This window comes from Mesorhizobium sp. M0518 (assembly GCF_040321125.1).
Taxonomy (GTDB): domain Bacteria; phylum Pseudomonadota; class Alphaproteobacteria; order Rhizobiales; family Rhizobiaceae; genus Mesorhizobium.
Genome location: NZ_JAMYQY010000001.1, coordinates 461,305 through 484,106 on the forward strand (window position 1 = coordinate 461,305; position 22,802 = coordinate 484,106).

Annotated in this window: 24 protein-coding genes; 12 read left to right on the forward strand and 12 right to left on the reverse strand. The window is 63.8% G+C overall.

Annotation, left to right across the window (positions count from 1 at the left end; all coding sequences use genetic code 11):
* Positions 1–5: 5 nt before the first annotated feature.
* The 3 genes from NKI66_RS02265 to hemC form a co-directional block, all read right to left on the reverse strand.
* Complete coding sequence (locus tag NKI66_RS02265) at positions 6–1,502, reverse strand: COG4223 family protein (RefSeq protein ID WP_023811227.1); 1,497 nt, start codon at positions 1,500–1,502, stop codon at positions 6–8.
* Between the two features lie 110 nt (positions 1,503–1,612).
* Complete coding sequence (locus NKI66_RS02270) at positions 1,613–2,329, reverse strand: uroporphyrinogen-III synthase (protein ID WP_352750685.1); 717 nt, start codon at positions 2,327–2,329, stop codon at positions 1,613–1,615.
* A 1-nt stretch (position 2,330) separates the two neighbouring features.
* The gene (gene hemC / locus NKI66_RS02275; protein ID WP_352750687.1) at positions 2,331–3,257 is read right to left on the reverse strand and encodes a hydroxymethylbilane synthase; all 927 of its coding nucleotides are present in this window, start codon (positions 3,255–3,257) and stop codon (positions 2,331–2,333) included.
* A gap of 101 nt (positions 3,258–3,358) precedes the next feature.
* Between hemC and tsaD the strand changes: the two genes are divergently transcribed.
* Genes tsaD through NKI66_RS02305 form a run of 6 tightly spaced genes read left to right on the forward strand, consistent with a single transcriptional unit; the run spans position 3,359 to position 7,375 of the window.
* Positions 3,359–4,444 (forward strand): tRNA (adenosine(37)-N6)-threonylcarbamoyltransferase complex transferase subunit TsaD, encoded by a 1,086-nt coding sequence (gene tsaD, locus NKI66_RS02280; RefSeq protein WP_196815327.1) that lies wholly within the window; start codon positions 3,359–3,361, stop codon positions 4,442–4,444.
* Positions 4,441–5,460, forward strand: coding sequence for an NAD(P)H-dependent glycerol-3-phosphate dehydrogenase (locus NKI66_RS02285; protein ID WP_352555151.1), 1,020 nt, complete (start codon positions 4,441–4,443; stop codon positions 5,458–5,460). The genes tsaD and NKI66_RS02285 overlap by 4 nt, the downstream gene beginning before the upstream one ends.
* 36 nt (positions 5,461–5,496) lie before the next feature.
* Positions 5,497–5,793: a YciI-like protein gene (locus NKI66_RS02290; RefSeq protein WP_127296565.1), complete on the forward strand. Its 297-nt coding sequence runs from the start codon at positions 5,497–5,499 to the stop codon at positions 5,791–5,793.
* Positions 5,794–5,829: 36 nt separating this feature from the next.
* Entirely contained in the window at positions 5,830–6,255 is a 426-nt protein-coding gene (locus NKI66_RS02295; RefSeq protein WP_352722588.1) for an EVE domain-containing protein, read from the forward strand.
* Entirely contained in the window at positions 6,210–6,908 is a 699-nt protein-coding gene (locus tag NKI66_RS02300) for a class I SAM-dependent methyltransferase (RefSeq protein ID WP_352750689.1), read from the forward strand. Before NKI66_RS02295 ends, NKI66_RS02300 begins: the two co-directional genes overlap by 46 nt.
* Positions 6,909–6,958: 50 nt before the next feature.
* A complete protein-coding gene (locus tag NKI66_RS02305) occupies positions 6,959–7,375 on the forward strand; it encodes a DUF1761 domain-containing protein (RefSeq protein ID WP_023811235.1) in 417 nt (138 codons plus the stop codon).
* 112 nt (positions 7,376–7,487) lie between these two features.
* Here the strand turns inward: NKI66_RS02305 and gcvA are convergent, their stop codons facing one another.
* Complete coding sequence (gene gcvA, locus NKI66_RS02310; RefSeq protein ID WP_023811236.1) at positions 7,488–8,423, reverse strand: transcriptional regulator GcvA; 936 nt, start codon at positions 8,421–8,423, stop codon at positions 7,488–7,490.
* 131 nt (positions 8,424–8,554) lie between these two features.
* Between gcvA and NKI66_RS02315 the strand changes: the two genes are divergently transcribed.
* Positions 8,555–8,821, forward strand: coding sequence for a hypothetical protein (locus NKI66_RS02315; RefSeq protein ID WP_352442088.1), 267 nt, complete (start codon positions 8,555–8,557; stop codon positions 8,819–8,821).
* 103 nt (positions 8,822–8,924) lie between these two features.
* Here NKI66_RS02315 and NKI66_RS02320 read toward each other — a convergent pair whose 3' ends face one another.
* Positions 8,925–9,521 carry a L,D-transpeptidase family protein gene (locus NKI66_RS02320; protein ID WP_352750691.1) on the reverse strand — a complete coding sequence of 199 codons (597 nt, stop codon included), beginning with the start codon at positions 9,519–9,521 and terminating at the stop codon, positions 8,925–8,927.
* A gap of 84 nt (positions 9,522–9,605) precedes the next feature.
* Here NKI66_RS02320 and NKI66_RS02325 point away from each other — a divergent pair, with 84 nt between their 5' ends.
* From NKI66_RS02325 to NKI66_RS02340, 4 genes are all read left to right on the forward strand, one after another.
* On the forward strand, positions 9,606–10,289 hold the full coding sequence (locus NKI66_RS02325) for a response regulator transcription factor (RefSeq protein ID WP_013528898.1): 684 nt from the start codon (positions 9,606–9,608) through the stop codon (positions 10,287–10,289).
* 120 nt (positions 10,290–10,409) lie between these two features.
* Positions 10,410–10,865, forward strand: a complete 456-nt coding sequence (locus NKI66_RS02330) for a cyclic nucleotide-binding domain-containing protein (protein WP_023811239.1) — start codon at positions 10,410–10,412, stop codon at positions 10,863–10,865.
* A 335-nt stretch (positions 10,866–11,200) separates the two neighbouring features.
* Entirely contained in the window at positions 11,201–12,187 is a 987-nt protein-coding gene (locus tag NKI66_RS02335; RefSeq protein ID WP_352750693.1) for a glycosyltransferase family 9 protein, read from the forward strand.
* Between the two features lie 136 nt (positions 12,188–12,323).
* Positions 12,324–13,103 (forward strand): DUF8692 domain-containing protein, encoded by a 780-nt coding sequence (locus NKI66_RS02340; RefSeq protein WP_352750694.1) that lies wholly within the window; start codon positions 12,324–12,326, stop codon positions 13,101–13,103.
* A gap of 28 nt (positions 13,104–13,131) precedes the next feature.
* On the opposite strand, the gene NKI66_RS02345 is transcribed toward NKI66_RS02340, so the two are convergent.
* The 7 genes from NKI66_RS02345 to tesB all read right to left on the reverse strand — a co-directional run bounded on the left by NKI66_RS02345 (position 13,132) and on the right by tesB (position 21,288).
* Positions 13,132–13,938 carry an exodeoxyribonuclease III gene (locus tag NKI66_RS02345; RefSeq protein WP_352750696.1) on the reverse strand — a complete coding sequence of 269 codons (807 nt, stop codon included), beginning with the start codon at positions 13,936–13,938 and terminating at the stop codon, positions 13,132–13,134.
* Between the two features lie 168 nt (positions 13,939–14,106).
* Positions 14,107–14,790 (reverse strand): outer-membrane lipoprotein carrier protein LolA, encoded by a 684-nt coding sequence (locus NKI66_RS02350; protein ID WP_127330241.1) that lies wholly within the window; start codon positions 14,788–14,790, stop codon positions 14,107–14,109.
* Positions 14,791–14,941: 151 nt separating this feature from the next.
* Positions 14,942–17,611, reverse strand: coding sequence for a DNA translocase FtsK (locus tag NKI66_RS02355; RefSeq protein WP_352750697.1), 2,670 nt, complete (start codon positions 17,609–17,611; stop codon positions 14,942–14,944).
* 261 nt (positions 17,612–17,872) lie between these two features.
* Entirely contained in the window at positions 17,873–18,148 is a 276-nt protein-coding gene (locus tag NKI66_RS02360) for a hypothetical protein (RefSeq protein WP_013528891.1), read from the reverse strand.
* A 255-nt stretch (positions 18,149–18,403) separates the two neighbouring features.
* Complete coding sequence (locus NKI66_RS02365; RefSeq protein WP_023811246.1) at positions 18,404–19,825, reverse strand: ammonium transporter; 1,422 nt, start codon at positions 19,823–19,825, stop codon at positions 18,404–18,406.
* A 31-nt stretch (positions 19,826–19,856) separates the two neighbouring features.
* Positions 19,857–20,195 (reverse strand): P-II family nitrogen regulator, encoded by a 339-nt coding sequence (locus tag NKI66_RS02370; RefSeq protein ID WP_013528889.1) that lies wholly within the window; start codon positions 20,193–20,195, stop codon positions 19,857–19,859.
* Positions 20,196–20,412: 217 nt separating this feature from the next.
* Positions 20,413–21,288, reverse strand: a complete 876-nt coding sequence (gene tesB, locus NKI66_RS02375; protein ID WP_352442082.1) for an acyl-CoA thioesterase II — start codon at positions 21,286–21,288, stop codon at positions 20,413–20,415.
* Between the two features lie 97 nt (positions 21,289–21,385).
* Between tesB and NKI66_RS02380 the strand changes: the two genes are divergently transcribed.
* Complete coding sequence (locus tag NKI66_RS02380; RefSeq protein WP_352750722.1) at positions 21,386–22,663, forward strand: ubiquinone biosynthesis hydroxylase; 1,278 nt, start codon at positions 21,386–21,388, stop codon at positions 22,661–22,663.
* Positions 22,664–22,802: the final 139 nt, after the last annotated feature.

Here is a 22,802-nt window from a genome sequence, read left to right on the forward strand (position 1 = left end):
TGCCCTCATGCCTTCATCGCGCCCGAGATCAGCGCATCGACCTGGGTTTCGACCTCGATGCGTGCCTTCAGCTTGCCGGCAAAGTCGGCGCCAGCCGCCTTGGCGGCCTCGGGCAGCGTTTCATACTCGCTGAGTGCCTTGGCGTAGTCGCCCTGGTTGACCGCCGCCTCCACGCGCGCGACGGTTTCCGGTGCGCCGGCGCCTTCGACGGCGCCGATCGGCCTGACCTTGACCAGCGATTCGGCGCTCGACAGAAGACTCTGAACGAAGCCGGCATTCTCATCGACGGGCGTCGCGGCTGTGACCATGGCATTGGCGGCGGCATCAGCCTGCGATGCGATCTCGGCGCGGGTCGGAACGCCCTTTTCGGCATAGGGGCGCAGTGCCGCAAGCTGCGGCGCATCGGGCGAAATCGCTGCAAGGGTTTCGAGTTCGGCCGAAAACGGCCCGCCACGCTCCAGCGCCGCCTTCAAGGCGGACGCCGCGATGGCAAGCGCGATCTTCGGCTGTCCCGCCGCCGCCTCGACCTTGCCGGACAGCTGCGACACGGACTGCTCCAGCGCTGTCAGCCGGCCCTCCTGCGCCGTCGCCGCCTCGCCGGCCGACTTCACCAGCGCGTCGAGGCCTGCCAGTTTCTCGTTGAGCGGACCGAGATCGACCGGCGCCGAGCTGCCGGCCTTGCCGAGGGCGGCGACCGCCGTCTCGATCTGCGCGACCTTGTCGCCCAGTGCGGCGACCCCAGCCGCGTCGCCTGCTCCACCTTTCTCGACAGCCGATTTCAGCGCCGCCACATCGGCCTTGACCTGTTCAAGGCCCGAGGACAGCCCGACCATCTTCGCCGCTCCATCGCCGTTGCCGCCGGCGTCCTTCAAACCGGCGATTTCGGTCTTCAGCGAGGCGATGTCGCCGTTGACGCTATCGAGCGAGACGCCGGCACCGGAACCCGGCGCGCCGAGCAGGCCGGCAAATTGCAGCCCGCCGGCGCCGACCAGCGCGATGACGCCGCCGATGATGCCGGCGGCGACGCCGTTGAGGCCGCCGCGCTTTTCCGGTGGTGGCGCCATTTTCCCGTCCCGTGTCTCGGGTTTTGCCTTGTTGCCGTCGGTCTGCGTGCGCTTCACCGATGCGTCCTCGAAACTGTAGTCATAGGCTTTGGTCTTGCCGGCCGGCGCATCGGACGATCCGGGCTCGTCGGACGATCCGGGATAGGGGATCTCGGCCTCCCTAGCGGGCTTTGTCGCCGCTGCCGGCGGCTGCTCCGGTTCGGCCCGGGCGTCGGTATGCTCCCAGGGCTCGAGATCGGTCTGGTCGGCGTGTACCGGCTCTTCGGGAACCTCAGGCAACGAAGCGTTCGCTGCTTCCTCGGCCTTCGCCTCGTCTGTCCGGGCCTCCTGCCTGGCGGCGTCCTCGTCGGCGATGCGTGAGACGGCGCCCGGCTCGAGATCGATGGTCACCGGCTCGCGGCGGCTTTTCGAGTGTCGCATCTTCGGCGTCTTGACCATGCCTGGGCTCCGCACAATTCGCTTCGTCTCAACGCCTGGCGGCGCATGATGGTTCAGAAAGGGTCTAGCACATCACCAAGCGGTGAAAAGGGGCGGTGTGATGACGCGGCTCAGCGCGGCCCCTGCAAAAGCGCCAGCAATGCGTCCTCGTCAGGCTGTGCGGCGATGCGGATCCTTTCACTGGCGACACCGTCGAAGGCTGCGGCGATGCGAGTGGAAAGCGCAAAAACCCATGTTTTCTCGAAGAGTCCGCGCAGAGCGGGCCGTCTTGCCAGGATTTGCATCGCCGCCGCCGCCTTGGCTGAATAAAGCAACACCGCGTCGGCAGGTTGCCCGGACAGGCGTTCGAGGATGACTTCGTCCGGATAGCCCATTGTCAGCGTGTCATACGTCTCGACGGCGTGGACCCGAACGCCCGCCGTCACGAGCCTCTGTTCGAACGCCGGAAAACGCACGCGCCCGCAGAGATAGACAATCGTCTTTCCAGAAAAATCGGCGGCGAGACTGTCGGCCAACGCCTCCGCATCGCCCGGGCCTTCACTGACCGACAAAAACCCCGCTCGACGCGCCGCTTGCGCCGTCCTTTTGCCGACCGCATGGCAAGGCAAGGCGGCGAGCGTCGCGATGATTTCTTCCGGCGCATGGCGCACGGCATTGGCGCTGGTGACGGCCACCGCGACGGCATTGTCCGGGATCAGTCCGGCGGCGACAGGCAACGCCTTTGTTTCGGTCAGGGGCAAAAGAACCGGCTGAAAGCCCGTCTCCTCAAGCCGACGCGCAGTGCGCGAAGCACCCGGTTCCGGCCTGGTCACCAGGACGCGAAGCATTTCAGAGCCAGCCGTCGAAGAACTTTTCGCCGGCCTTGGCACGCACGCTCCGGGCTGCTTCACCGCCGATGCTGGCGGCGTCTTGCGCCGGTCCCTGCAGCTCGACCGTGTACGATTGCGTCCCGTCGGGCGAGATGATCAGCCCGGCAAAAGACAGCTTTCCGGCCGCGATCGCCGCATAGCCGGCGATCGGCGTGCGGCAGGAGCCATCCAGCGCCGCCAGGAAGGCACGCTCGCAGGCCAGCGCCTGGCCGGTCGGCACATCATGGACGGCTGCCAGCATCTTTTCGACATCGCGGTCGCCGATACGGGTTTCGATGCAGATCGCGCCTTGCCCCGGCGCCGGCGGGAAGACATCGAGCGGTATCAGATCGGTGACGACATGCTCGAGCCCAAGCCGCTTCAGCCCGGCATAGGCCAGGATCGTGCCCGCGGCGACGCCTTCTTCGAGCTTGCGCAGCCGCGTCTGCACATTGCCGCGGAACATCACCACGTCGAGATCCGGCCGCATCCGGCGGATCAGCGCTTGCCGCCGCAGCGACGACGAGCCGACTTTCGCCCCGCGCGGCAGTTCGGCGATCGTCTTCGCCGCCTTGCCGACAAAGGCGTCGCGTGCATCCTCGCGCGGCAGGAAGGCCGAGAGTTCGAGACCGTCGGGCAGTTGCGTCGGCATGTCCTTCGACGAATGCACGGCGATATCGATCCGGCCCGCCAGCAGCGCCTCCTCGATCTCCTTGGTGAACAGGCCCTTGCCGCCGGCTTCCGACAGCGGCCGGTCCTGGATGCGGTCGCCGCTGGTCGAGATGACGACCACCTCGAACGCCTCCGCCGGCATGCCATGCGCGGCCATCAGCCGCGCCTGTGCTTCATGCGCCTGTGCCAGCGCCAGCGGGCTGCCGCGTGTTCCGATTCTCAAGATTGTTTGCATGGCGCGCAGTCCGTGATAACCCCCCGGCAAGCGAGGCTTTTCCGGGGTTCTCCTAACGGGGAAAGCCCAATGATACAATCTTTAGGGACAGCGACGAATTGATCCGCGTGCTGGGCATAGAGACGAGTTGTGACGAGACCGCCGCCAGCGTGGTGGCCATCGACGGCGACGCCGCGCCAAAAATCCTGTCCAACATCGTGCTCAGCCAGATCGAGGAACATGCCGCGTTCGGCGGTGTCGTGCCGGAAATCGCCGCGCGTGCCCATGTCGAGGCGCTGGACGGCATCATCGAGGCAGCGCTTGCCGATTCGGGCACGGCGCTCGCCGATATCGACGCGATTGCCGCCACCGCCGGTCCCGGCCTGGTCGGCGGGCTGATCGTCGGGCTGATGACCGCCAAGGCAATCGCCGCGGCGGCGAACAAGCCGCTGATCGCCATCAACCACCTCGAAGGCCATGCGCTGACCGCAAGGCTGACCGACGGGCTCGACTTTCCCTATCTCTTGCTGCTGGTCTCCGGCGGCCATACGCAAATCGTCGCCGTGCGCGGCGTCGGCGACTACCAGCGCTGGGCAACGACCATCGACGACGCGCTCGGCGAAGCCTTCGACAAGACGGCCAAGATGCTCGGCCTGGCCTATCCCGGCGGACCGAATGTCGAGAAGGCGGCACAGGCCGGCAATGCCTCGCGCTTTGCCTTTCCGCGCCCGATGAAGGGCTCGGCCCAGCCCGACTTCTCCTTCTCCGGCCTCAAGACCGCCGTGCGCCAGGCGGCGAGCGCCATTGCGCCGCTGAGCGACCAGGACGTCGCCGACATCTGCGCTTCGTTCCAGGCAGCGGTGGCCGATGCGCTGGCCGACCGTGTCTCCCGCGCGCTGACGCGCTTTCGCGAGACATTTCCCGGCACGAAAAACCCGGCCCTCGTCGTTGCCGGTGGTGTCGCCGCCAACCGCACGATCAAGATCATGCTGGAGCGGCTCTGTGCCGAGACCGGCTTCACCTTCATTGCGCCACCGCTGAAGCTTTGCACCGACAATGCGGCGATGATCGCCTGGGCCGGCATCGAGCGGCTGCGCGCCGGCATGGCGCAGGAGAACGGCTTCGATTTCGTGCCGCGCTCGCGCTGGCCGCTGGACAGCATCTCGGCGCCGATGGTCGGCTCCGGCCGGCGCGGAGCCAAGGCATGAACGAGCTGGCAAGCGGCAACGACACCGCGCCAACCGGCTGGCGCGTTGCCGTGCTCGGCGGCGGGGCCTGGGGCACTGCCTTGGCCTTGGCCATGCTGCGCGCCGGCCATTTCGTCCGCCTTTACGCGCGCGACCCGGAGACCGTCGCCGCGATCGACCGCGGCGAAAATCCACGCTATCTGCCGGGCATTGCGCTCCAGCCCGGCATCGTGGCGACGAGCAACATCCAGGCCGCGCTCGACGGTGCCGACTGCGTGCTGGCGGTGACGCCGGCCCAGTCGCTGCGGACTACGCTGGCGGCAGCGAAGGACCAGATGCCGGCCGGTGTCCCGCTGGTTCTGTGTGCCAAGGGCATCGAAAGCGAGACCGGCGCCTTGCTGTCGGCGATCGTCGAAGAAATCCTGCCGCTAAATCCGGTTGCCGCTCTGTCGGGTCCGAGCTTCGCCACCGACGTCGCCCGCGGCCTGCCGACGGCCGTTGTGGTCGCTGCCCGCGACGAGGCATTGGCCGCCGATCTCGCCGCCCGCTTTTCCGCCGAAAACCTACGCTGCTATTCGAACGACGACCTGATCGGCGTCGAGATCGGCGGCGCCTTGAAGAACGTCTTCGCCATTGCCGCAGGTGCTGTCGCTGGCGCGGGTCTCGGCGCCAGCGCCCAGGCCGCAATGGTGACGCGCGGCTTTGTCGAGCTGCGCCGCATCGGCGCTGCCTTCGGCGCCAGGCCCGAAACGCTGATGGGGCTTTCCGGCCTTGGCGACCTGCTGCTGACCTGCTCGTCCACCCAGTCGCGCAATTTCGCCTATGGCCTGGCGCTCGGCCAAGGCAAGCCGCTTGCCGGATTGCCGCTCGCCGAAGGCGTGCCGACGGCGGCGATCGCTGCCCGCATCGCCACCGAGCGCAACATCGACGCGCCGATCATTGCCGCTGTCGCCGCCATACTGGACGGTGCCATCACCGTCCGGCAGGCTGTGACGGCCTTGATGACCCGGCCGCTGAAGACCGAAACCAACGATTGATCCCCAACCTTGAACCCGAGACCAGGAGAGAGAACCATGCTGTTTGCTGTGATTTGCAAGGACAAGCCCGGAAGCCTGCAGGTGCGCCTCGACACGCGGCCCGAGCATATTGCCTTTCTCGAAGGGTTGAACGGCGACAAGAAGCTGGCCTTCGCTGGTCCGTTCCTTGATGCCGAGGGCAAGCCCAATGGCAGCCTCGTGGTCGTCGAAGCGCCCGACCTGGCAGGTGCGCAGGCTCTGTCGGCGGCCGACCCCTACGCCAAGGCCGGGCTGTTCGAAAGCGTCGAAATCCGCCCGTGGAACTGGACGTTCAACAAGCCGGCGGCTAGTTAATCCCGGTCGCCGCGCGACTCCTAGGAGGAGAAAGACATGAACTACTGGCTGTTCAAATCCGAGCCATTCAAGTTCTCCTTCGAGATGCTGAAGGCCAAGGGCAAGGCCGGTACGCAATGGGACGGCGTGCGCAACTACGCCGCGCGCAACAACATGAAGGCCATGCGGATCGGCGATCTCGGCTTCTTCTACCATTCCAACGAAGGGCTGAACGTCGTCGGCATCGCTGAAGTCTGCGCGCTTGCCCATCCCGACACCACCTCGGACGATCCGCGCTGGGAATGCGTCGACATCCGCGCCGTAAGGGATGTGCCGAACCCGCCGACGCTGGAACAGGTCAAGGCCAATCCCAGGCTTGCCGACATGGCGCTGGTGCGGCTCGGCCGGCTTTCCGTGCAGCCGGTGACGCCGGCCGAATGGAAGGAAGTCTGCCGCATGGGCGGCTTGACGCCGGCTCCGTGACGGCGCTGACGCCCAACAGCGCGAGGCAATTCATTCTCGACAACACGGCGCTGATGGCGCCGCCGCACGTGCCGGAGATCCTGCTTCATCTTGCCGACGAAGCGCATGATTTGTGGCAGCGGACCGAGGATGAGCTGGTCGAGATCGGCCTGCCACCGCCTTTCTGGGCCTTTGCCTGGGCCGGCGGCCAGGGCCTTGCCCGCTATGTCCTGGACAATCCCGGCACGGTGCGGGGCAAGCGCGTGCTCGACTTCGCTTCCGGCTCCGGCCTCGTCGCCATCGCTGCCGCCAAGGCAGGTGCCGCCAAGGTGATCGCAACCGACATCGATCCGTTCTGTGCCACCGCGATCCGGCTCAACAGCGAGATCAACGGTGTCGGGACCGAATTCCTCGGCACGGATTGCATCGGCACCGATGCAGGTTGGGACGTGGTCCTGGCCGGTGATGTTTTCTACGACAAATCTTTCGCGGACCGGCTGATGCCATGGTTCGCAACGCTGAAGGCCCGCGGCGCCGAGATCCTCGTCGGCGATCCCGGACGGTCGTATCTGCCGAAGGCAGGGCTGGAGCCGCTTTCTGTCTATGAGGTGGCCGTCACGCGGGCGCTGGAGGATGCGCTGGTCAAGCGCACGACGGTCTGGCGGTTCGCTTGACGCGATCGCCGAACAGGCGTTCCATCACATACAAATCAGAGGGGGAGCTCATGGATTTTTCAGCAGTGAACTGGCTGGCGGTAGTCGCTGCCGCGATCGCCGCGTGGCTGTTCGGCGCCGCTTGGTACATGGGCCTGAGCAAGCCGTGGCTGAAGGCCGCCAAGCTCGATCCGGCGACGATGAAAAAATCGCCGCTGCCCTTCGTCATCAGCTTCATCGCCGAACTGGTCATGGCCACCACATTGGCCCTGGTCGTCGGCGCGATGACCGGCGGCGAGCCGACATGGATCGCCGGACTAGTCTTTGGCTTTGTGCTCTGGCTGGGTTTCGTCGCCACGACGCTCTCGGTCAACCATCGCTACGAGAATTTCGGCTGGGACCTGACCCTCATCGACGGCGGCCACTGGCTCGGCGTGCTGCTGATCATCGGCGCCGTGATCGGCTGGTTCGGCGCGGCGGCAACCTGATCAAGAAGGGAGTAGGGCAGTAAGGCAGTAGGGGAATAGGGGCAAACGGCACCGACTGCAATCCCTACTGCCCTACTGCCCTACTGCCCTACTGCCCTACTGCCCTACTGCCCTACTGCCCTTTGTCCGTGGTCCGCGTCTTGGCGACTTCCTCGAGCATCCATTCGCGAAAGGCGACGATGCGCGGATCGTCGCCGGTATTTTCGGGATAGACCAGGAAGTAGGCGAACTCGGGCGCCACCCGCAGGCCGAGTTCGAAAGGCTGCACCAGCCTGCCCAGGGAAAGGTCGTTCGCCACCATGGCGAAATCGGCGAGCGCAACGGCATTGCCGTCGAGCGCTGCCTGGACGGCATCCGTGGAGTTTCCGAAGACGACGGTCCGGCTGTCGTCGAAATCATTGATGCCGGCCGCCGCCATCCACATCCGCCAGTTGGGCCATGTCACGCCTTGCCGCGACCATTCGATATGCGCAAGCGTGTGATTGAAGAGGTCGCGCGGCTCACGCAGCGGCGGACCGGAAGTCAACAGGCTCGGGCTGCACACCGGAATGAGGATGTTGTCGAACAGCCGGTGGGTGCGAAGACCCGGATATTTACCGGCGCCGAAACGGATGCCGACATCGATGTCATCGAGTTCGAAATCCCGCACTTCATAGGCAATGTCGAATCGCAATTCGATATCGGGGTGATGCTTGCGAAAATCGTCGACGCGTCGCATCAGCCATTTTGACGCGAACTGCGCGTCGAGCGTTACCTTCAAAAGGGCGGTGCCGCGCGCCAGCTTTTGCGCCCGCGAAACGGCCCGGCCAAGCAGGTCGAGCGCGTCGGCCGAGGCGTCGAACAGCACCGTCCCCGCCTCGGTGAGCCGGATGGTGCGGCTGGTGCGTGTGAACAGCACCAGCCCGAGTTGATCCTCGATTTCTTTGATCTGATGGCTGACGGCGGCCGGTGTCAGGCCGAGCTCGTCGGCGGCGCGGGTGAAATTGAGGTGCCGGGCCGCTGCTTCCAGCGTCCTCAAGGCACGAGTCCCGGGCAGAAGACGAGCCATCCTATCCTCAAATAAAACTTGATGATCCAGAGAAAACTACTCGTTTCTCGCAGGGATTTCAATCTGGCATGATCCCATCATCGACACATCATCAAGCCGGATTTGATATCCGGAGACAACGGATCATAACCATGTCCATCATCGTTTTGAATTCATCGACACCCCGCCCGGCCTGGCTGGCCGAAACCCTCGACTGGCTGCGTCACGCCCGGATCGCGATACGCCTCGCCCGCCGCGACATTGCCTACCAGGACGTCGAGGATCTCTCCGATCGCCAACTGCGCGATATCGGCGGCGAGCGTCGCGACGTCGCTCGCGCAATGGACAGAGAACTGGGCCGGCTGGGCCTGCTAGACATCGGCTGGCAGAAACCTGGTCGTAGGGGAATAGGGGAATAGGGGAATAGGGGAATAGGGGAATAGGGGAATAGGGGAATAGGAAAATTAAGGCTGCGCCGGGACTGTCCCTACTCCCCTACTCCCCTACTCCCCTATTCCCCTACTATCTTACCACCCTCACCACCGTCCGGTGCGACAGCAGCGGCAGCAGTCGCGCCATCGTACGAGCCGTGACAGCCACACAGCCTTGCGTCGGCGTGAAGCCGGGGCGCGCCAGATGGAAGAAGATGGCGCTGCCGCGCCCGCGCCGGCGCGGCGACAGGTTCCAGTCGAGCACAAGACAGGCGTCGTAGAGCCGGTCGTCGCGCCGCATGCGTTCGTGGCTGGCGCCATAGGGTATCTTGACGGGCCTGTTGTAGTTGCGGTCGTCAGGCACTTCGCACCAGCCCAGATCGGGCCCGATCGGCGTCATCGCCAGACGGGTCCTGCGGCCGCTGGAGAACTGATCTCCCCGGAAATACCCCGACAGTATCCGCATCGCGGCCAGCGGCGTGGCGCCATCGCCTTCGCGCTTGCCGGCCGAGATGCCACCGCGCCCCAACGCACAGGCAAACACCGTTTTCCCGGCCTGCAGCAGGCCCTGGCTTGGATGCCCAGGCCTGGCCCGCACGGTCATCACACGCAGCCCTTTTCGCAAAATTGCGCCGGCTGCATTGCGATCGTGTTTTTTCTTGTATGATCGTGCCACGGAACAAATCACTGTGAACGGCTGTTGCGCCGGTCAGCTTCCGCATAAACAGGCAGCGGTCAACTGAATTTTCTTTTCAAAACAACGGATTGATCCATGACTTCACGCACCATACTGATCGTCGACGATGATGATGACCTGCGCGGCACACTGGTCGAGCAATTATCCCTTTACGAGGAATTCGACGTGCTGCAGGAATCGACTGCGGCAAAAGGTGTCGCCGCAGCGCGCGGCGGCCTCATTGATCTGCTCATCATGGACGTCGGGCTGCCCGACATGGATGGCCGCGAAGCGGTGAAGATCCTGCGCAAGGGCGGCTACAAGGCGCCCATCATCATGCTGACCGGCCACGACACCGATTCGGATACGATTCTTGGGCTCGAGGCCGGCGCCAACGACTATGTGACGAAGCCGTTCCGCTTTGCCGTGCTGCTGGCACGCATTCGGGCGCAGCTGCGCCAGCATGAGCAGAGCGAGGACGCCACCTTCTCGGTCGGGCCCTATACTTTCAAGCCCAGCCAGAAACTGCTGCTTGACCCGCGCGGCGGCAAGGTGCGGCTGACGGAGAAGGAAGCCTCGATCATCAAATATCTTTATCGCGCCGACCAGAAGGTGGTGACGCGCGACGTGCTGCTCGAGGAAGTATGGGGCTACAATTCCGGTGTCACCACGCACACGCTGGAAACCCATGTCTACCGGCTGCGCCAGAAGATCGAGCGCGATCCTTCCAATGCGGAAATTCTTGTGACAGAAAGCGGCGGCTACAAGCTGGTTCCTTAAACATTTCATTATCCAATGAGCGGTCGGGCGGGGCCGCTTTCGGGTACGATCCAGTTGGAGGGTGGTTTGGATCGAACTCGCAGAGGAGGAGTCGGACTGTCGGTTCGGGGACATAGCTAGATGGCGCTGGATGACGACATCCGCGTCCTGTCCGCCGTGAGGCTCTTCGAGGGCTTCACGCAGGAACAATTGCGCCTGCTCGCCTTTGGCGCCGAGAACACCAGGCTGATTGCCAACCACAAGCTTTATCGCGAGGACGACGAGGCCGATTCCGCCTATATCGTCGTCAGTGGGCGCATCGTGCTCTACCGGGAGCAGGGTGGTGAACGCATCCCGATTGGCACGGCAGGCCCCGGCACGATCCTGAGCGAACTGGCGTTGATCGCCGACACCAACCGGTTGACCAGCGCCTCGGCCGAGATCGATTCGGAAGTGATGCGGCTCAGCCGCAAGATGTTCCGCCGCATCCTGGAGGAATATCCCGAGATCGCGGTCAAGCTCCACCAGCGCATCTCGGAGGAATTTCAGGCGATGATCCGCCGCATCGAGGAACTGGCGCCGCGCTTCTCCGGCTGAAGGCTGCCCGCCTGCGAAGCTGTTGTGTCGCGGCCAAAGGCGGAAGCGCGGCAGCGCTTTTCAACGACATTGGCCGCGATGACCTGATCGTGGCGCACTGCGGCCGGAGCGGGAATCGCCAAGGTTCGTTCATCCGGACGCCCGGATCCAGGGGCAAGGGTCCGTTGACAGGCATGAGGTGAAATCCTAAAGCACCTCGAAGGCGGCCGGCACAGCAGGCGCCATCACCACCAGGCTCCTGGGGGGAGCGAGCCATGCCATCAGGGCGGTACGAGACGATTATCTTGTATTCCCGCAATGACGCGTTCGGCGACGGATTAATCCGGATTCCGGCTTTGCGCGCCGCCAGAACGGCATTCCCCGATAGTTTCATCGTCTACGGAACCACCCGGTCGTCGTCCCTTGAACATAGCCTCAATCGCCATGCCGGCCATTTGGTCGATGCGATCAATGTGCGGACGCCCCTGGCGCGCCTGATCGCCGGTCACCGCAACGGCAAGGGGCGATTGGCCGTGGTCGATTTCCGCATCTCGGCGCGTTGGCTGCTTCAAGCCTCGGCATCACTGCTCGGCCGCGGCATCGCCTATGAGGCAAACTTTCCGGCTTTCGCCCTTTCCTGGCGCCTGGGCCAAAGGCCTGAAGCACGACCCGGGCACAATGCCTGGCGCTACCACCGCCTCATCGAACGCCTTGCCGGCAAGCGGCTGCCTTTCGATCATCGGCTGGAGCCTGGCCCGGCCGCGCGAGCGGCGGCCAGGGACCTTGCGGACGGCAAGCATGCTCCGTTGATCATTATCGCGGCGCACGGCAGCGCCAGCAAGCGCATGTCGGCGGATCAGGTTGCCGCGATCGCCGACGGCCTGATCGCCGACGGGGCGGACCTTCTCTATGTGAAAACTCCCGGCGATGGTCCCGATATGGCTGAACTGGCTCAGCGCGTACCGAAGCTGCGGCTTGTCGATTCCGCCGCGATCGAGGGTGTCGATATCGGTGACATCTTGCTGGCGCTCGGCGAGTTTGCCGATCTTTACATCGGCGCCGAAGGCGGTACCGCACATCTCATGGCAACCGTGATGACGCCGATGGTTATCCTCAGTGGCGGCGCCAACATGGCCCGTTGGAGGCCGCTTTCGAACTGCGTGGACGTGATCGAATCCCGTCTTGCAAGCCCGACCGGCCTGGTCGCCAATGTCCCTGCGTCGACAATCATCGAAGCGGCGCAACGGATGCTGGCGACGCGCCGCCGCGACCATCCCCATCTGCGGATCTCGCAGGCCTGTCAGTCCAGCAATTTCGCGATAACGACATGCATGAGGACTTGAAGCGCGCCGTTTGAACTTGAATTCATTTGGCGCGCTTCGAAGCGCGTTGAGATTCAGGTCGGCCATTTGCAGGCCAGCCTCACCTGAACATCGACGCCATGGTACAATGGTTTCGGTGGGGCGAAGCGCTGCAACCATGGTGACCACCGGCACAATGCAGGCGGAGTTCTCGGCGGCAGATCTGGCGGCTGTCGTACTTTGGTTCCAGTGGAGTTCCTCTCAGTCCTCAATGAGAATTGCAATGCCAGAGAACAACGCGCTGAACACAAAGCATGGCGGCGAATGGATAATAGCCTGGCGCTTGGTCGTACTGGCGGCGACGGCGATTAATGTTGCGATGCTCTTAGCCGCGCTGTTCATCGCGCAAATTCGTGGCCTGGACGCTTGGATCTTTTATCGAGATCCATCTGCAGCCGCCGAAGTCGGCTTCTATACGGGGTGGATTTCGTCCCTGGGTGCTTCGCTATGGATCGGCACCGGCGCTGCGACCCTGTTTGCTGGCCTGCTCACGCATCGATGGGATTGCACGTTTCTCGGCGGCCTCACCCTGTTCTTGGGCCTCGATGACCTGTTGTTGATCCATGAGGACGTGCTGCCCATTGTAGGGATACCGGAGATCGTTCCGATGATTGTCTACGCCGCCGCCGGGTTGTTCTGGTTCTTTCGGCTGCGACGAAAGACATTCGACGGCACGATCGTCTTTGTGGCCGCAGGCTTCCTGCTCGCGATGTCAGCATCGATTGACCAGATCGGAGAGCTGTTTCCTACCCCTGGTTCTGCGGCCGCCATCGCCGAAGACGTCGTCAAAGAGCTTGGCATCTTCCTTTGGGCGGCAGGTGCCGTTGGGTACGCGGCGATGGTGACACGATTGGGCCGTCCGTGGGTGGATCCAGCCGACTCCACCTCTACCGACTGACTGCCGCACGCGGGCATTTTCGACCAGACTAGTCCAGATCGAACCGCGCGATGACAGGCACATGGTCCGACGGGCGCTCCCAGCCGCGCGCCAGACGCAGGATCTCGTAGCCGGAAAAGCTGGGCACCAGGTTCGGCGACGACCAGACATGGTCGAGGCGGCGGCCGCGATTGGACAACTCCCAATCCTGCGCGCGATAGCTCCACCAGGTGTAGAGCTTCTGCTCATCCGGCACGTTGAGCCGCATCAGGTCGACCCAGTTGCCGGCGCGCCGCATCGCCTCGAAATTTTCTGTCTCGACCGGCGTGTGGCTGACCACGTTGAGCAATTGCTTGTGCGACCAGACGTCATGCTCGAGCGGGGCGATGTTGAGGTCGCCGACCAGCACCGAGCCGGACACCTCGTCATGTTCTGCCCGGATGGCATTCATCTCGGCAACGAAATCGAGCTTGTGCTTGAACTTCCTGTTGATGACGGGATCCGGTTCGTCGCCGCCCGCGGGGACGTAGAAATTGTGCAGCAGGATCGCCTTGCCGCCGGCCCGCACCCTCACCGAGAGGTGCCGGCTATCCTCGATTTCGCAAAAGCGTCGCTTTTCGACCAATTCGATCGGCCGCCGCGCCACGGTTGCTACGCCGTGGTAGCCCTTCTGGCCATGGAAGGCGATGTGTTCGTAGCCGAGCTTGCGGAAAGCCTTTTCGGGAAACAGGTCGTCGGGAACCTTGGTTTCCTGCAGGCACAGCACGTCGGGGGCCTGCTCCACGAGCAGGCGCTCGACGATCGGCATGCGCAGGCGAACGGAGTTGATGTTCCAGGTGGCGATGGAGAAGGGCATTGGCAATCCAGGACAGCGTGCGGCCGACCAGAACCGATGGGTTCCGGCGGGGAAGACGCCTTTTGACGGAGTCAGCCCGGGAAATTGCCAGCCGCGGGCCGCAAAGACAAGCCGGGCCACGCCCGACGAGGCGCGGCCCCGGTGCTTTCCACAGCTATAACAACTGGGTTAGCGCGCCTTGTTGGTGTTGAGCTCGCGGTTCGCCGTGTAGTCGATGGCGAAAGTATCCGGCGCGAAGCTGACGCCTTCCTTGGTGTTGAAGATCATCACCGTCGTATCCTTGCCCTGCGCGTCGGTGATCGTCCACTGCCGCAAATCGAAGGTTTTCGGATCGAACATCATGGTGATCTTCGAATTGCCGAATACGGATTTGTCGGCGAGCTGGATGGTGGTGAGGTCATCCTCCTGCTTGACGCTTTTGACGCGGTCGCCGGAGAGGTCGATCCTGGTGTCGAGCAGCAGCTTCAGAGGCGTCTTCGACAACGGATAGAGATCGGACGTGTTGAGCCTCTTGTTCAGGATGACCACCGACTGGCCGTCTGAAATCACCCGGAAATTCGAAGAGCCGTCATAGTTGAAGCGGATCTTGCCTGGCCGTTCAAGGAAGAACTTGCCGCCGGTCTGCTCGCCCTTGGGGCCGAACTGCACGAATTCGCCGCTCATTGATTTGACCGATGAAAAGTGGTCGGCGATCTTCTGCGCAGCGGTCGGCACAGCCGCCTGCGCCGAAGCCAGCACCTGGAAGCCGGGCACCGCGTTGAAGGCTGCCGCCCCCGCAAACGCCAGGCCGAGGCCCAGCAACTGACGCCGGGATGGAGCAAATGTGCTGAGCGCTGAAAGATCGTTTTTCATGTCGGTCACTCTCATCTGATTCCTGAGTTGTTCTGTGCTTGGACCCCCAGTTAGGCTGAAATTTGGCGGGTCAGGCGTCCCTTGGTCGCTTCAACGCCTTGAAAGGTTCAAGGTTGCCGGACCGGGATGTCACAAGGGTCAGCCTTTCTGGTCAGAACTTGTCCTCTTCGGTCGGCACCAGGATCTCGCGCTTGCCGGCATGGTTGGCCGGGCCGACGATACCTTCCTTTTCCATCTTCTCGATGATCGAGGCGGCGCGGTTGTAGCCGATGCCCAGCCGGCGCTGGATATAGCTGGTCGAGGCCTTGCCATCGCGCAGCACCACGGAGACCGCCTGATCGTAAGGATCGTCGGAATCCTCGAAATTGCTGTTGCCGCCACCGGACCCACCCTTGCCCGACGGCTCGTCGTCGTCCTCGCCGTCATCCTCGGTGATGGCGTCGAGATATTCCGGCACGCCCTGCAGCTTCAGGTGCGCGACGATCTTCTCGACCTCTTCATCGGCGACGAACGGGCCGTGCACGCGCTGGATACGACCGCCGCCGGCCATGTAGAGCATGTCGCCCATGCCGAGCAGCTGCTCGGCGCCCTGCTCACCCAGAATGGTGCGGCTGTCGATCTTGGACGTCACCTGGAAGGAGATGCGGGTCGGGAAATTGGCCTTGATGGTGCCGGTGATGACGTCGACCGACGGCCGCTGCGTCGCCATGATGACATGGATGCCGGCGGCGCGCGCCATCTGCGCCAGGCGCTGCACGGCACCTTCGATGTCCTTGCCGGCGACCATCATCAGGTCGGCCATCTCATCGATGATGACGACGATATACGGCATCGGCTCGAGATCGAGGTTCTCGGTCTCGTAGATCGCCTCGCCGGTCTGGCGGTCGAAGCCGGTCTGCACGGTGCGTGAGATCTTCTCGCCCTTCTTGTCCGCCTGGCTGACGCGGGCGTTGAAGCCGTCGATGTTGCGCACGCCGACCTTGGACATCTTGCGGTAGCGGTCCTCCATCTCGCGCACGGTCCATTTCAGCGCCACCACGGCCTTTTTCGGATCGGTGACGACGGGCGTGAGCAGATGCGGGATGCCGTCATAGACCGAGAGTTCCAGCATTTTCGGATCGATCATGATCAGCCGGCAGTCCTGCGGCGTCAGCCGGTAGAGCAGCGACAGGATCATGGTGTTGATGGCGACCGACTTGCCCGAGCCGGTGGTGCCGGCGACAAGCACGTGCGGCATCTTGGCAATGTCGACGATGACCGCCTCGCCATTGATGGTCTTGCCCAGCGCCAGCGCCAGCTTGGCCTTCGTCGTCTCGAAGTCACGGCTGGCCAGGATCTCTCTGAGATAGACGGTTTCGCGCTTGGCGTTCGGCAGTTCGATGCCGATGGCGTTGCGGCCTGGCACCACCGCGACGCGGCAGGCGATGGCGCTCATTGAGCGCGCGATGTCGTCGGACAGGCCGATGACGCGTGACGATTTGATGCCGGGCGCCGGTTCGAGCTCATAGAGCGTGACCACCGGGCCAGGACGGACGGCGATGATCTCGCCCTTGACGCCGAAGTCCTCCAGCACGCCTTCGAGCAGGCGGGCGTTCTGTTCCAGCGCGTCCTTGGACAGGCTGGCGTCGCGCACCACGTTCTTCGGCTCGGAGAGGAAGTGGAGCGACGGCATTTCGAATTTTTCCGAGCCGATCAGCGATGTCTGCGCCTCGCGCTGGACGCGGGCGCCGGGCACGGGGCGCGCCGCCGGCGCCTCGACGCGGGTGGCTGCGTCGGAGCGGAACGGCTGCACCTTGGCGGTCGGCGCGCCGCGGCGTTGCACGACAGGCTCATCGTCGAAATCGGCATCCTCGCCCGCATTGTCGAAGCGGCCGTCGAAGATATCGGCATCGTCGGGGTCGAGCGAGGCGCTGCGGTCATTGACCATGGCGGCGAAGAATTCGGGTTCGACGCGGGCGCGGCCATCCTGGCTCATCCGCTGCTCGGCAAACTCCGCCGATTCGACCCGTTCGGCGGCGCGCCGCCAGGCTGTGGAGCGCTGCTCCATCTCCGGCTCGTACTCGTCCCGCTCCTGCCTGCGGCGCAAGGCACGGCGGTGCATCCACGCGCGCAGCGACAGCCACCAATGGGTGATGGCGCCGAGCGCCAGGATACCCTCGTCGCCTTCGTCCTCGTCATTGTCGAACAAAAGGTCGTCCTCGCGCGGATCAACGGCGGGCTCGTCCTCCATGACGGCGAAGCCGTTCTTGCGTCCGATCAGCGCAGAGCCATGGGCAAAGAGCCACAGCGCGGGTGCGGCCAGCAGGATGGCGATGATGCTGGCGATCAGCCCGGTCGGATAGCCGCCGATGACGACGCCGGGGATCTTCAGCACCATGTCGCCGAACACGCCGCCGAGGCCGGTGGGCAGCGGCCAGGTCTTGGGCGGCACCACGCAGCCGACCATCGCAGCGGCCAGCAGCGCGAAGCCGAACCAGGACAACCCGCGCTTGGGCAGCCTGTCGACGCCGCGTGCGGAAAACAGCAGGAATCCCCAGATGACCGTCGGAACCAGGGCGGCGACGGCGGCGAGGCCGAAGAACTGCATGGCCAGGTCGGAGAACACGGCACCCGCATAGCCCATGGCATTGGTGACGGTGTTGTTCGTCGCGTGGGAAAAACTCGGATCGGCGACATTCCAGGTGGCAAGGCTGGCAACGCCAAAGGCGGCCAGCGCGAACAGGCCGACGCCAACCAGCCGCCCGACCTGACGCCGTGCGAACGCCTGGATGCCGTGCCCCGTATCGGCCAGCGCGAGCGGTGCTGAAGCCCCTGAACGCATGCTCTTCCCCGTCTGTCGTGGACTCGCCGGGTGCGTGGCGCACTCCGGCAGATTCGGGTCTCAGACTATCGGTGGGAAGGTTAAAGGCGCATTAACTATAAGAGGTTGAGATGATCAAACCTCGTTACCGCCGGTTGAGCCGTATGAGGCAATGATGGACGACGGGCCGATGGAGCTTCCATCGAACGACACAATGGCGGGCTGGCAGCCCGCCATTGGTCGTCTGGAACAAAGATCGGGTCTCGGCCCGATCGCGGCAAATCAGTTGGCGCCGCCGAGCGCCTGCACATTGGCGCAGAATTCCGCATGCGGCTTGCTCATCGCCGCATCCTGGCATTCCTTCTTCATCGCTTCCTGCTTTTCCATCGGCATGGCCATGAAGGCTGTCTTGAAATCCGCCATCGGCTTCATGGTTTTCATGCCGGAGTCCGTGAAGAACGGCGCCATGTTGTCGGGCTCATCCAGAGCACCGGCAAAAGCCACGCCGCCGATCATGGAAAGAGCAAGCGCTCCGAGGCAGATGTTCTTGAGGTTCATGAGATGGTTTCCTTCCCTGTTGTTGGCACGAGCGTCAGAACGACGATCGCCTCCACTGTTCGGAACCAGAGCGGTCGTTGTTTCCTCAAAAAACCTGATCACCCGAACGTGATTGCGTGAAGCCGGGCATTGCCGGAACGGCTTGCCAAAAAAAGAGGCCCGGACATGATCCGGGCCTCAATGCGTGAACTCCTTTCGGGAGCGTCACGACGGGATGGGAGAATGCGGGGCGGCCGAGGCCGCCTCGCACAGGGCTTACGAGTGATAGGCCGCTTCGCCATGCGAGGTGAGGTCGAGGCCTTCGCGCTCTGCGTCGGCTGTCGGACGCAGGCCGATGATCAGGTCGACGATCTTGTAGAGGATGGCGCTGCCGATACCCGACCACAACAGGGTCACCAGGACACCCTTGGCCTGCGCCAGGAGTTGTGTGGCCGTGCCGGCATAGCCGGCAGCAAAGTCGGCCGTCGAATAGTCGACAATGCCGGCGCCACCGAGGGCAGGATTGACCAGGATGCCTGTGCCGAGCGCGCCGATGATGCCGCCGATGCAGTGGACGCCGAAGACATCAAGGCTGTCGTCGTAGTCGAACGCGTTCTTCACCACCGAGACGAAGAAGTAGCAGACGAAGGTCGCGACGATGCCGAGCACGATGGCGCCCATCGGGCCGGCAAAGCCGGCAGCAGGCGTGACGGCGACGAGGCCGGTCACCGCACCCGAAACAGCACCAAGCATGGAGGCTTTGCCGCGCAGCAGCGATTCAAGCACGATCCAGGTGACCGCCGCCGCCGCCGTGGCGACGAAGGTATTGATCATGGCCAGCACCGCATAGGCGTTCGCTTCAAGGTTCGAACCGGCGTTGAAGCCAAACCAGCCGACCCACAGCAGCGAAGCACCGACCATGGTCAGCGTCATCGAGTGCGGCGCCATGAGATCCTTCTTGTAGCCGCTGCGCTTGCCGATCATGAGCGCGCCGACGAGGCCGGCAATGCCCGCATTGATGTGAACGACCGTGCCGCCGGCGAAGTCGATAGCGCCGAAGCTGAAGATGAGGCCCGTCGGATCGCTATAAGCGCTCGGGCCGCCCCAGAACCAGACCATATGAGCGATCGGGAAGTAGATGAAAGTGACCCACAGGATGACGAAAAGGATCAAAGCGGAGAATTTGACGCGTTCGGCGAAGGCGCCGACGATCAGGGCCGGCGTGATGCAGGCGAAGGTCATCTGGAAGACGACGAACACCAGTTCAGGAATGGCGACACCCTTGGTGAAGGTCTCCGACAGGGTCGTCACATCGACGCCGGAGAGAAACATCTTGGAAAGGCCGCCGACGAAGGCGTTGCCCGGGGTGAAGGCGAGGCTGTAGCCGTAGAAAACCCAGATGATCATGACCACGCTGGTGATGGTGAAGACCTGCATCAGCACCGACAGCATGTTCTTGCTGCGAACCAGGCCGCCGTAGAAAAGCGCAAGACCGGGAACCGTCATCAACAGCACCAGAACGGTGGAAACCATCATCCACGTGGTGTCGCCCTTGTCGACGGTGAAAGCTGGCGCTGCTGCGGCCGCGGCGGGAGCCGCTTCCTGCGCGAATGCGGCGACCGTGCCCAATGCTCCGAGCGCGAACGAGCCGAGCAGCGCGGAGCGCGCCGCTGACTTCAAGGTGGAAGGAATATTCATTGAACTCTCCATTGGAATACGTGATCGCCGCTCAGAGCGCGTCGGTGTCTGTTTCGCCGGTGCGGATGCGCACCGCCTGATCGATGCCGAAAACGAAGATCTTGCCGTCGCCGATCTGGCCGGTCTTGGCGGCTGCGGTGATGGCTTCGACGGCCTTGTCGACCATGTCGGCACTGACCGCGACTTCGATCTTGATCTTCGGCAGGAAGCTGACCGCGTATTCCGCCCCGCGATAGATCTCCGTATGCCCTTTCTGACGCCCGTAGCCTTTGACTTCGGTGACGGTCAGGCCCTGGATGCCGACGGCGGTAAGCGCTTCGCGTACCTCGTCGAGCTTGAACGGCTTGATGATTGCCATCACAATTTTCATAAGGTTTCACCCTTCGCTGTTGCGGTCCCCCGCGTTTGCACACCTTCACCGATCCTAAAAAGCCGGAGAGTGCCCACGAGGATTCAAGCTCCGTGCCAAGTGCGGAAGCAGTGTGTTAACCCATTGTAAACAAAGAGATTGAGGAGCGTTCCGACGCAACCTGTTGATAGCTGCGGCGATGCATCTGCTTAAAAATTGGGCAAATTTTGAAAAATGCCTACTCTGCAGGCGGTCGCTTGAGCCGGATCAGCCCTTCCTGCGCAACCGAGGCGATCAGCGTGCCGTCGCGGGCAAATAGCGACCCGCGTGTAAAGCCGCGCGACCCCTGTGTCGACGGGCTGTCCTGCGTATAGAGCATCCAGTCGTCGAGCGCATGGCTGCGATGAAACCACATGGCGTGGTCGAGGCTCGCCGCCTGGATATCGCGATCGAAAATGGCGCGGCCATGCGCGAAGGTCGATGTGTCGAGCAGCGTCATGTCGGAGAGATAGGCGAGCACCGCCGCCTGGATGGCGCGGTCCGCCGGCACCGGACCGGTGGTGCGGATCCAGATATTCTGCTTCGGCTCCAGCTTTTCGCGGCTGGTGTAATGCTTCAGCATCACCGGTTTCATCTCGATCGGCCGGTCGCGCTCCCAGTAGCGTTTGATGCCATCGGGCACCGCCTCGCCGAATTTGCCCAGCAATTCGCGTTGCGACAGCAATGTGTCCGGCCCCGGAACGTCCTGCGGCATCGGCACCTGGTGCTCGAGACCGACCTCGTCCTGCTGGAACGAGGCTTCGAGCGAAAAGATCGCCTGGCCGTGCTGGACCGCCACCACGCGCCGCGTGGTGAAGGAGCCGCCGTCGCGAATACGGTCGACCTCGTAGACGATCGGCACCTTGGTGTCGCCGGGCCGCATGAAATAGCCGTGCAGCGAATGCACGTACCGATCGGGATCCACTGTCCGCTGCGCCGCCACGAGCGCCTGGGCGATGGTCTGGCCGCCGAACACGCGCTGCCAGTCGAGCAACGGGCTGCGACCACGATACAGATTGTGTTCCAGCTTCTCGAGGTCGAGAATGCCGAGAAGCTCGTCCATGGCTGCCGTCATATTTCGCGCCCTCGTCGTAGAAGTGTTATGGCGGTTTCCGACAGGACGGACAGGCAGTCAAGGGTGCAGGGCCCGGCGGCGCGCAGGAGCGAAGATGATGGAACGCAAGGCGGACACGAAAACCGGGGCAAACGCGAAAACAAGATCTGGGCTCGATGTCCTGGTCGCCGGCGCCGGCTATGTCGGCCTGGCCGCCGCCGTATCGCTGAAGCAGGCGCGACCGGGTCTAGCCATCGCTCTCGTCGATGCCGCACCTGCCGGCGCCTGGCAAAGGGATGGCCGCGCCTCGGCCATTGCCGCCGCCGCCTGCCGCATGCTCGACCAGCTCGGCGTGTGGGCCGAGATCGTGCCCCAGGCGCAGGCGATCACCGAGATGATTATCACCGATTCGCGCACCGCCGATCCGGTGCGTCCGGTCTTCCTGACCTTCGACGGCGAAGTGGCGCCGGGCGAGCCTTTTGCGCATATGGTCGCCAACAAGGTGCTGAACGGCGCCTTGCGGGCCAGCGCCGAAAAGCTCGGCATCGACATCATCGAAGGCGTCGCCGTGCAGGGTTTCGAACCCAACGGCAGTGGTATCACCGTGCATCTTGCCGACGGCGCGACGCTGAAGGCCCGGCTGCTGGTCGCCGCCGACGGCGTCAACTCGAAGCTGCGCGACATGGCCGGCATCAAGACGGTGAAGTGGGAATATGGCCAGTCCGGCATCGTCTGCACCGTGGCGCATGAACGCCCGCACAATGGTCGCGCTGAAGAGCATTTCCTGCCGGCTGGCCCCTTCGCCACATTGCCGCTCAAGCCCGGTGAGGACGGCACCAACCGTTCGTCGATCGTCTGGGTCGAACGTACGCCCGATGCCGAGAAGCTGGTGGCCGGTGACGATCTCCTCTTCGAACACGAGCTCGAGCAGCGTTTTGGCCTGAAGCTTGGCGAGATCCGCGTTGCCGATAAGCCGCGCGCCTGGCCGCTCGGCTTGACCATTGCGCGTGCCTTCGTCGCACCCCGCATCGCGCTCGCCGGCGATGCCGCCCACGGCATCCACCCGATCGCCGGCCAGGGCCTCAATCTCGGCTTCAAGGATGTCGCAGCCCTTGCCGAGGTGATTGTCGAGGCCGACCGGCTCGGCCAGGATATCGGCGCGCTCGACGTGCTCGAGCGCTACCAGCAGTGGCGCCGCTTCGACACGGTGCAGATGGGTGTCACCACCGACGCGCTGAACCGGCTGTTTTCCAACGATATCGGCCCGCTGCGCACCGTCCGCGACATCGGCCTCGGCCTCGTCGAACGCATGCCGCGCCTGAAGGAATTCTTCATCCGCCAGGCGTCGGGACTGTCCGCCGGCACGCCAAGACTGTTGAAGGGCGAGGCGATTTGAGCCGCCGCCAGCATCCCCAACGTCGTCATCCTTGGGCGTAGCGACGCGAAGCGGAGCGAAGACCCAAGGATCCATGCCGCGACCTTGGCTGAAGAATGCAGCGGAGCAGAATTCTGCACCGTGGTGACGCGTTTGAGTC

What these genes read in the sequence shown, in the direction of transcription:
- NKI66_RS02340 (WP_352750694.1), top strand. Translation starts at nt 12,324, where the DNA reads ATGGTGACCACCGGCACAATGCAGGCGGAGTTCTCGGCGGCAGATCTG.
- NKI66_RS02325 (WP_013528898.1), top strand. Translation starts at nt 9,606, where the DNA reads ATGACTTCACGCACCATACTGATCGTCGACGATGATGATGACCTGCGC.
- NKI66_RS02355 (WP_352750697.1), bottom strand. Translation starts at nt 17,611, where the DNA reads ATGCGTTCAGGGGCTTCAGCACCGCTCGCGCTGGCCGATACGGGGCAC.
- NKI66_RS02380 (WP_352750722.1), top strand. Translation starts at nt 21,386, where the DNA reads ATGGAACGCAAGGCGGACACGAAAACCGGGGCAAACGCGAAAACAAGA.
- gcvA (WP_023811236.1), bottom strand. Translation starts at nt 8,423, where the DNA reads ATGGCTCGTCTTCTGCCCGGGACTCGTGCCTTGAGGACGCTGGAAGCA.
- NKI66_RS02305 (WP_023811235.1), top strand. Translation starts at nt 6,959, where the DNA reads ATGGATTTTTCAGCAGTGAACTGGCTGGCGGTAGTCGCTGCCGCGATC.
- NKI66_RS02295 (WP_352722588.1), top strand. Translation starts at nt 5,830, where the DNA reads ATGAACTACTGGCTGTTCAAATCCGAGCCATTCAAGTTCTCCTTCGAG.
- NKI66_RS02350 (WP_127330241.1), bottom strand. Translation starts at nt 14,790, where the DNA reads ATGAAAAACGATCTTTCAGCGCTCAGCACATTTGCTCCATCCCGGCGT.
- NKI66_RS02265 (WP_023811227.1), bottom strand. Translation starts at nt 1,502, where the DNA reads ATGGTCAAGACGCCGAAGATGCGACACTCGAAAAGCCGCCGCGAGCCG.
- NKI66_RS02360 (WP_013528891.1), bottom strand. Translation starts at nt 18,148, where the DNA reads ATGAACCTCAAGAACATCTGCCTCGGAGCGCTTGCTCTTTCCATGATC.
- NKI66_RS02300 (WP_352750689.1), top strand. Translation starts at nt 6,210, where the DNA reads ATGGAAGGAAGTCTGCCGCATGGGCGGCTTGACGCCGGCTCCGTGACG.
- NKI66_RS02365 (WP_023811246.1), bottom strand. Translation starts at nt 19,825, where the DNA reads ATGAATATTCCTTCCACCTTGAAGTCAGCGGCGCGCTCCGCGCTGCTC.
- NKI66_RS02370 (WP_013528889.1), bottom strand. Translation starts at nt 20,195, where the DNA reads ATGAAAATTGTGATGGCAATCATCAAGCCGTTCAAGCTCGACGAGGTA.
- NKI66_RS02270 (WP_352750685.1), bottom strand. Translation starts at nt 2,329, where the DNA reads ATGCTTCGCGTCCTGGTGACCAGGCCGGAACCGGGTGCTTCGCGCACT.
- NKI66_RS02345 (WP_352750696.1), bottom strand. Translation starts at nt 13,938, where the DNA reads ATGCCCTTCTCCATCGCCACCTGGAACATCAACTCCGTTCGCCTGCGC.
- NKI66_RS02330 (WP_023811239.1), top strand. Translation starts at nt 10,410, where the DNA reads ATGGCGCTGGATGACGACATCCGCGTCCTGTCCGCCGTGAGGCTCTTC.
- tesB (WP_352442082.1), bottom strand. Translation starts at nt 21,288, where the DNA reads ATGACGGCAGCCATGGACGAGCTTCTCGGCATTCTCGACCTCGAGAAG.
- NKI66_RS02290 (WP_127296565.1), top strand. Translation starts at nt 5,497, where the DNA reads ATGCTGTTTGCTGTGATTTGCAAGGACAAGCCCGGAAGCCTGCAGGTG.
- NKI66_RS02285 (WP_352555151.1), top strand. Translation starts at nt 4,441, where the DNA reads ATGAACGAGCTGGCAAGCGGCAACGACACCGCGCCAACCGGCTGGCGC.
- hemC (WP_352750687.1), bottom strand. Translation starts at nt 3,257, where the DNA reads ATGCAAACAATCTTGAGAATCGGAACACGCGGCAGCCCGCTGGCGCTG.
- NKI66_RS02315 (WP_352442088.1), top strand. Translation starts at nt 8,555, where the DNA reads ATGTCCATCATCGTTTTGAATTCATCGACACCCCGCCCGGCCTGGCTG.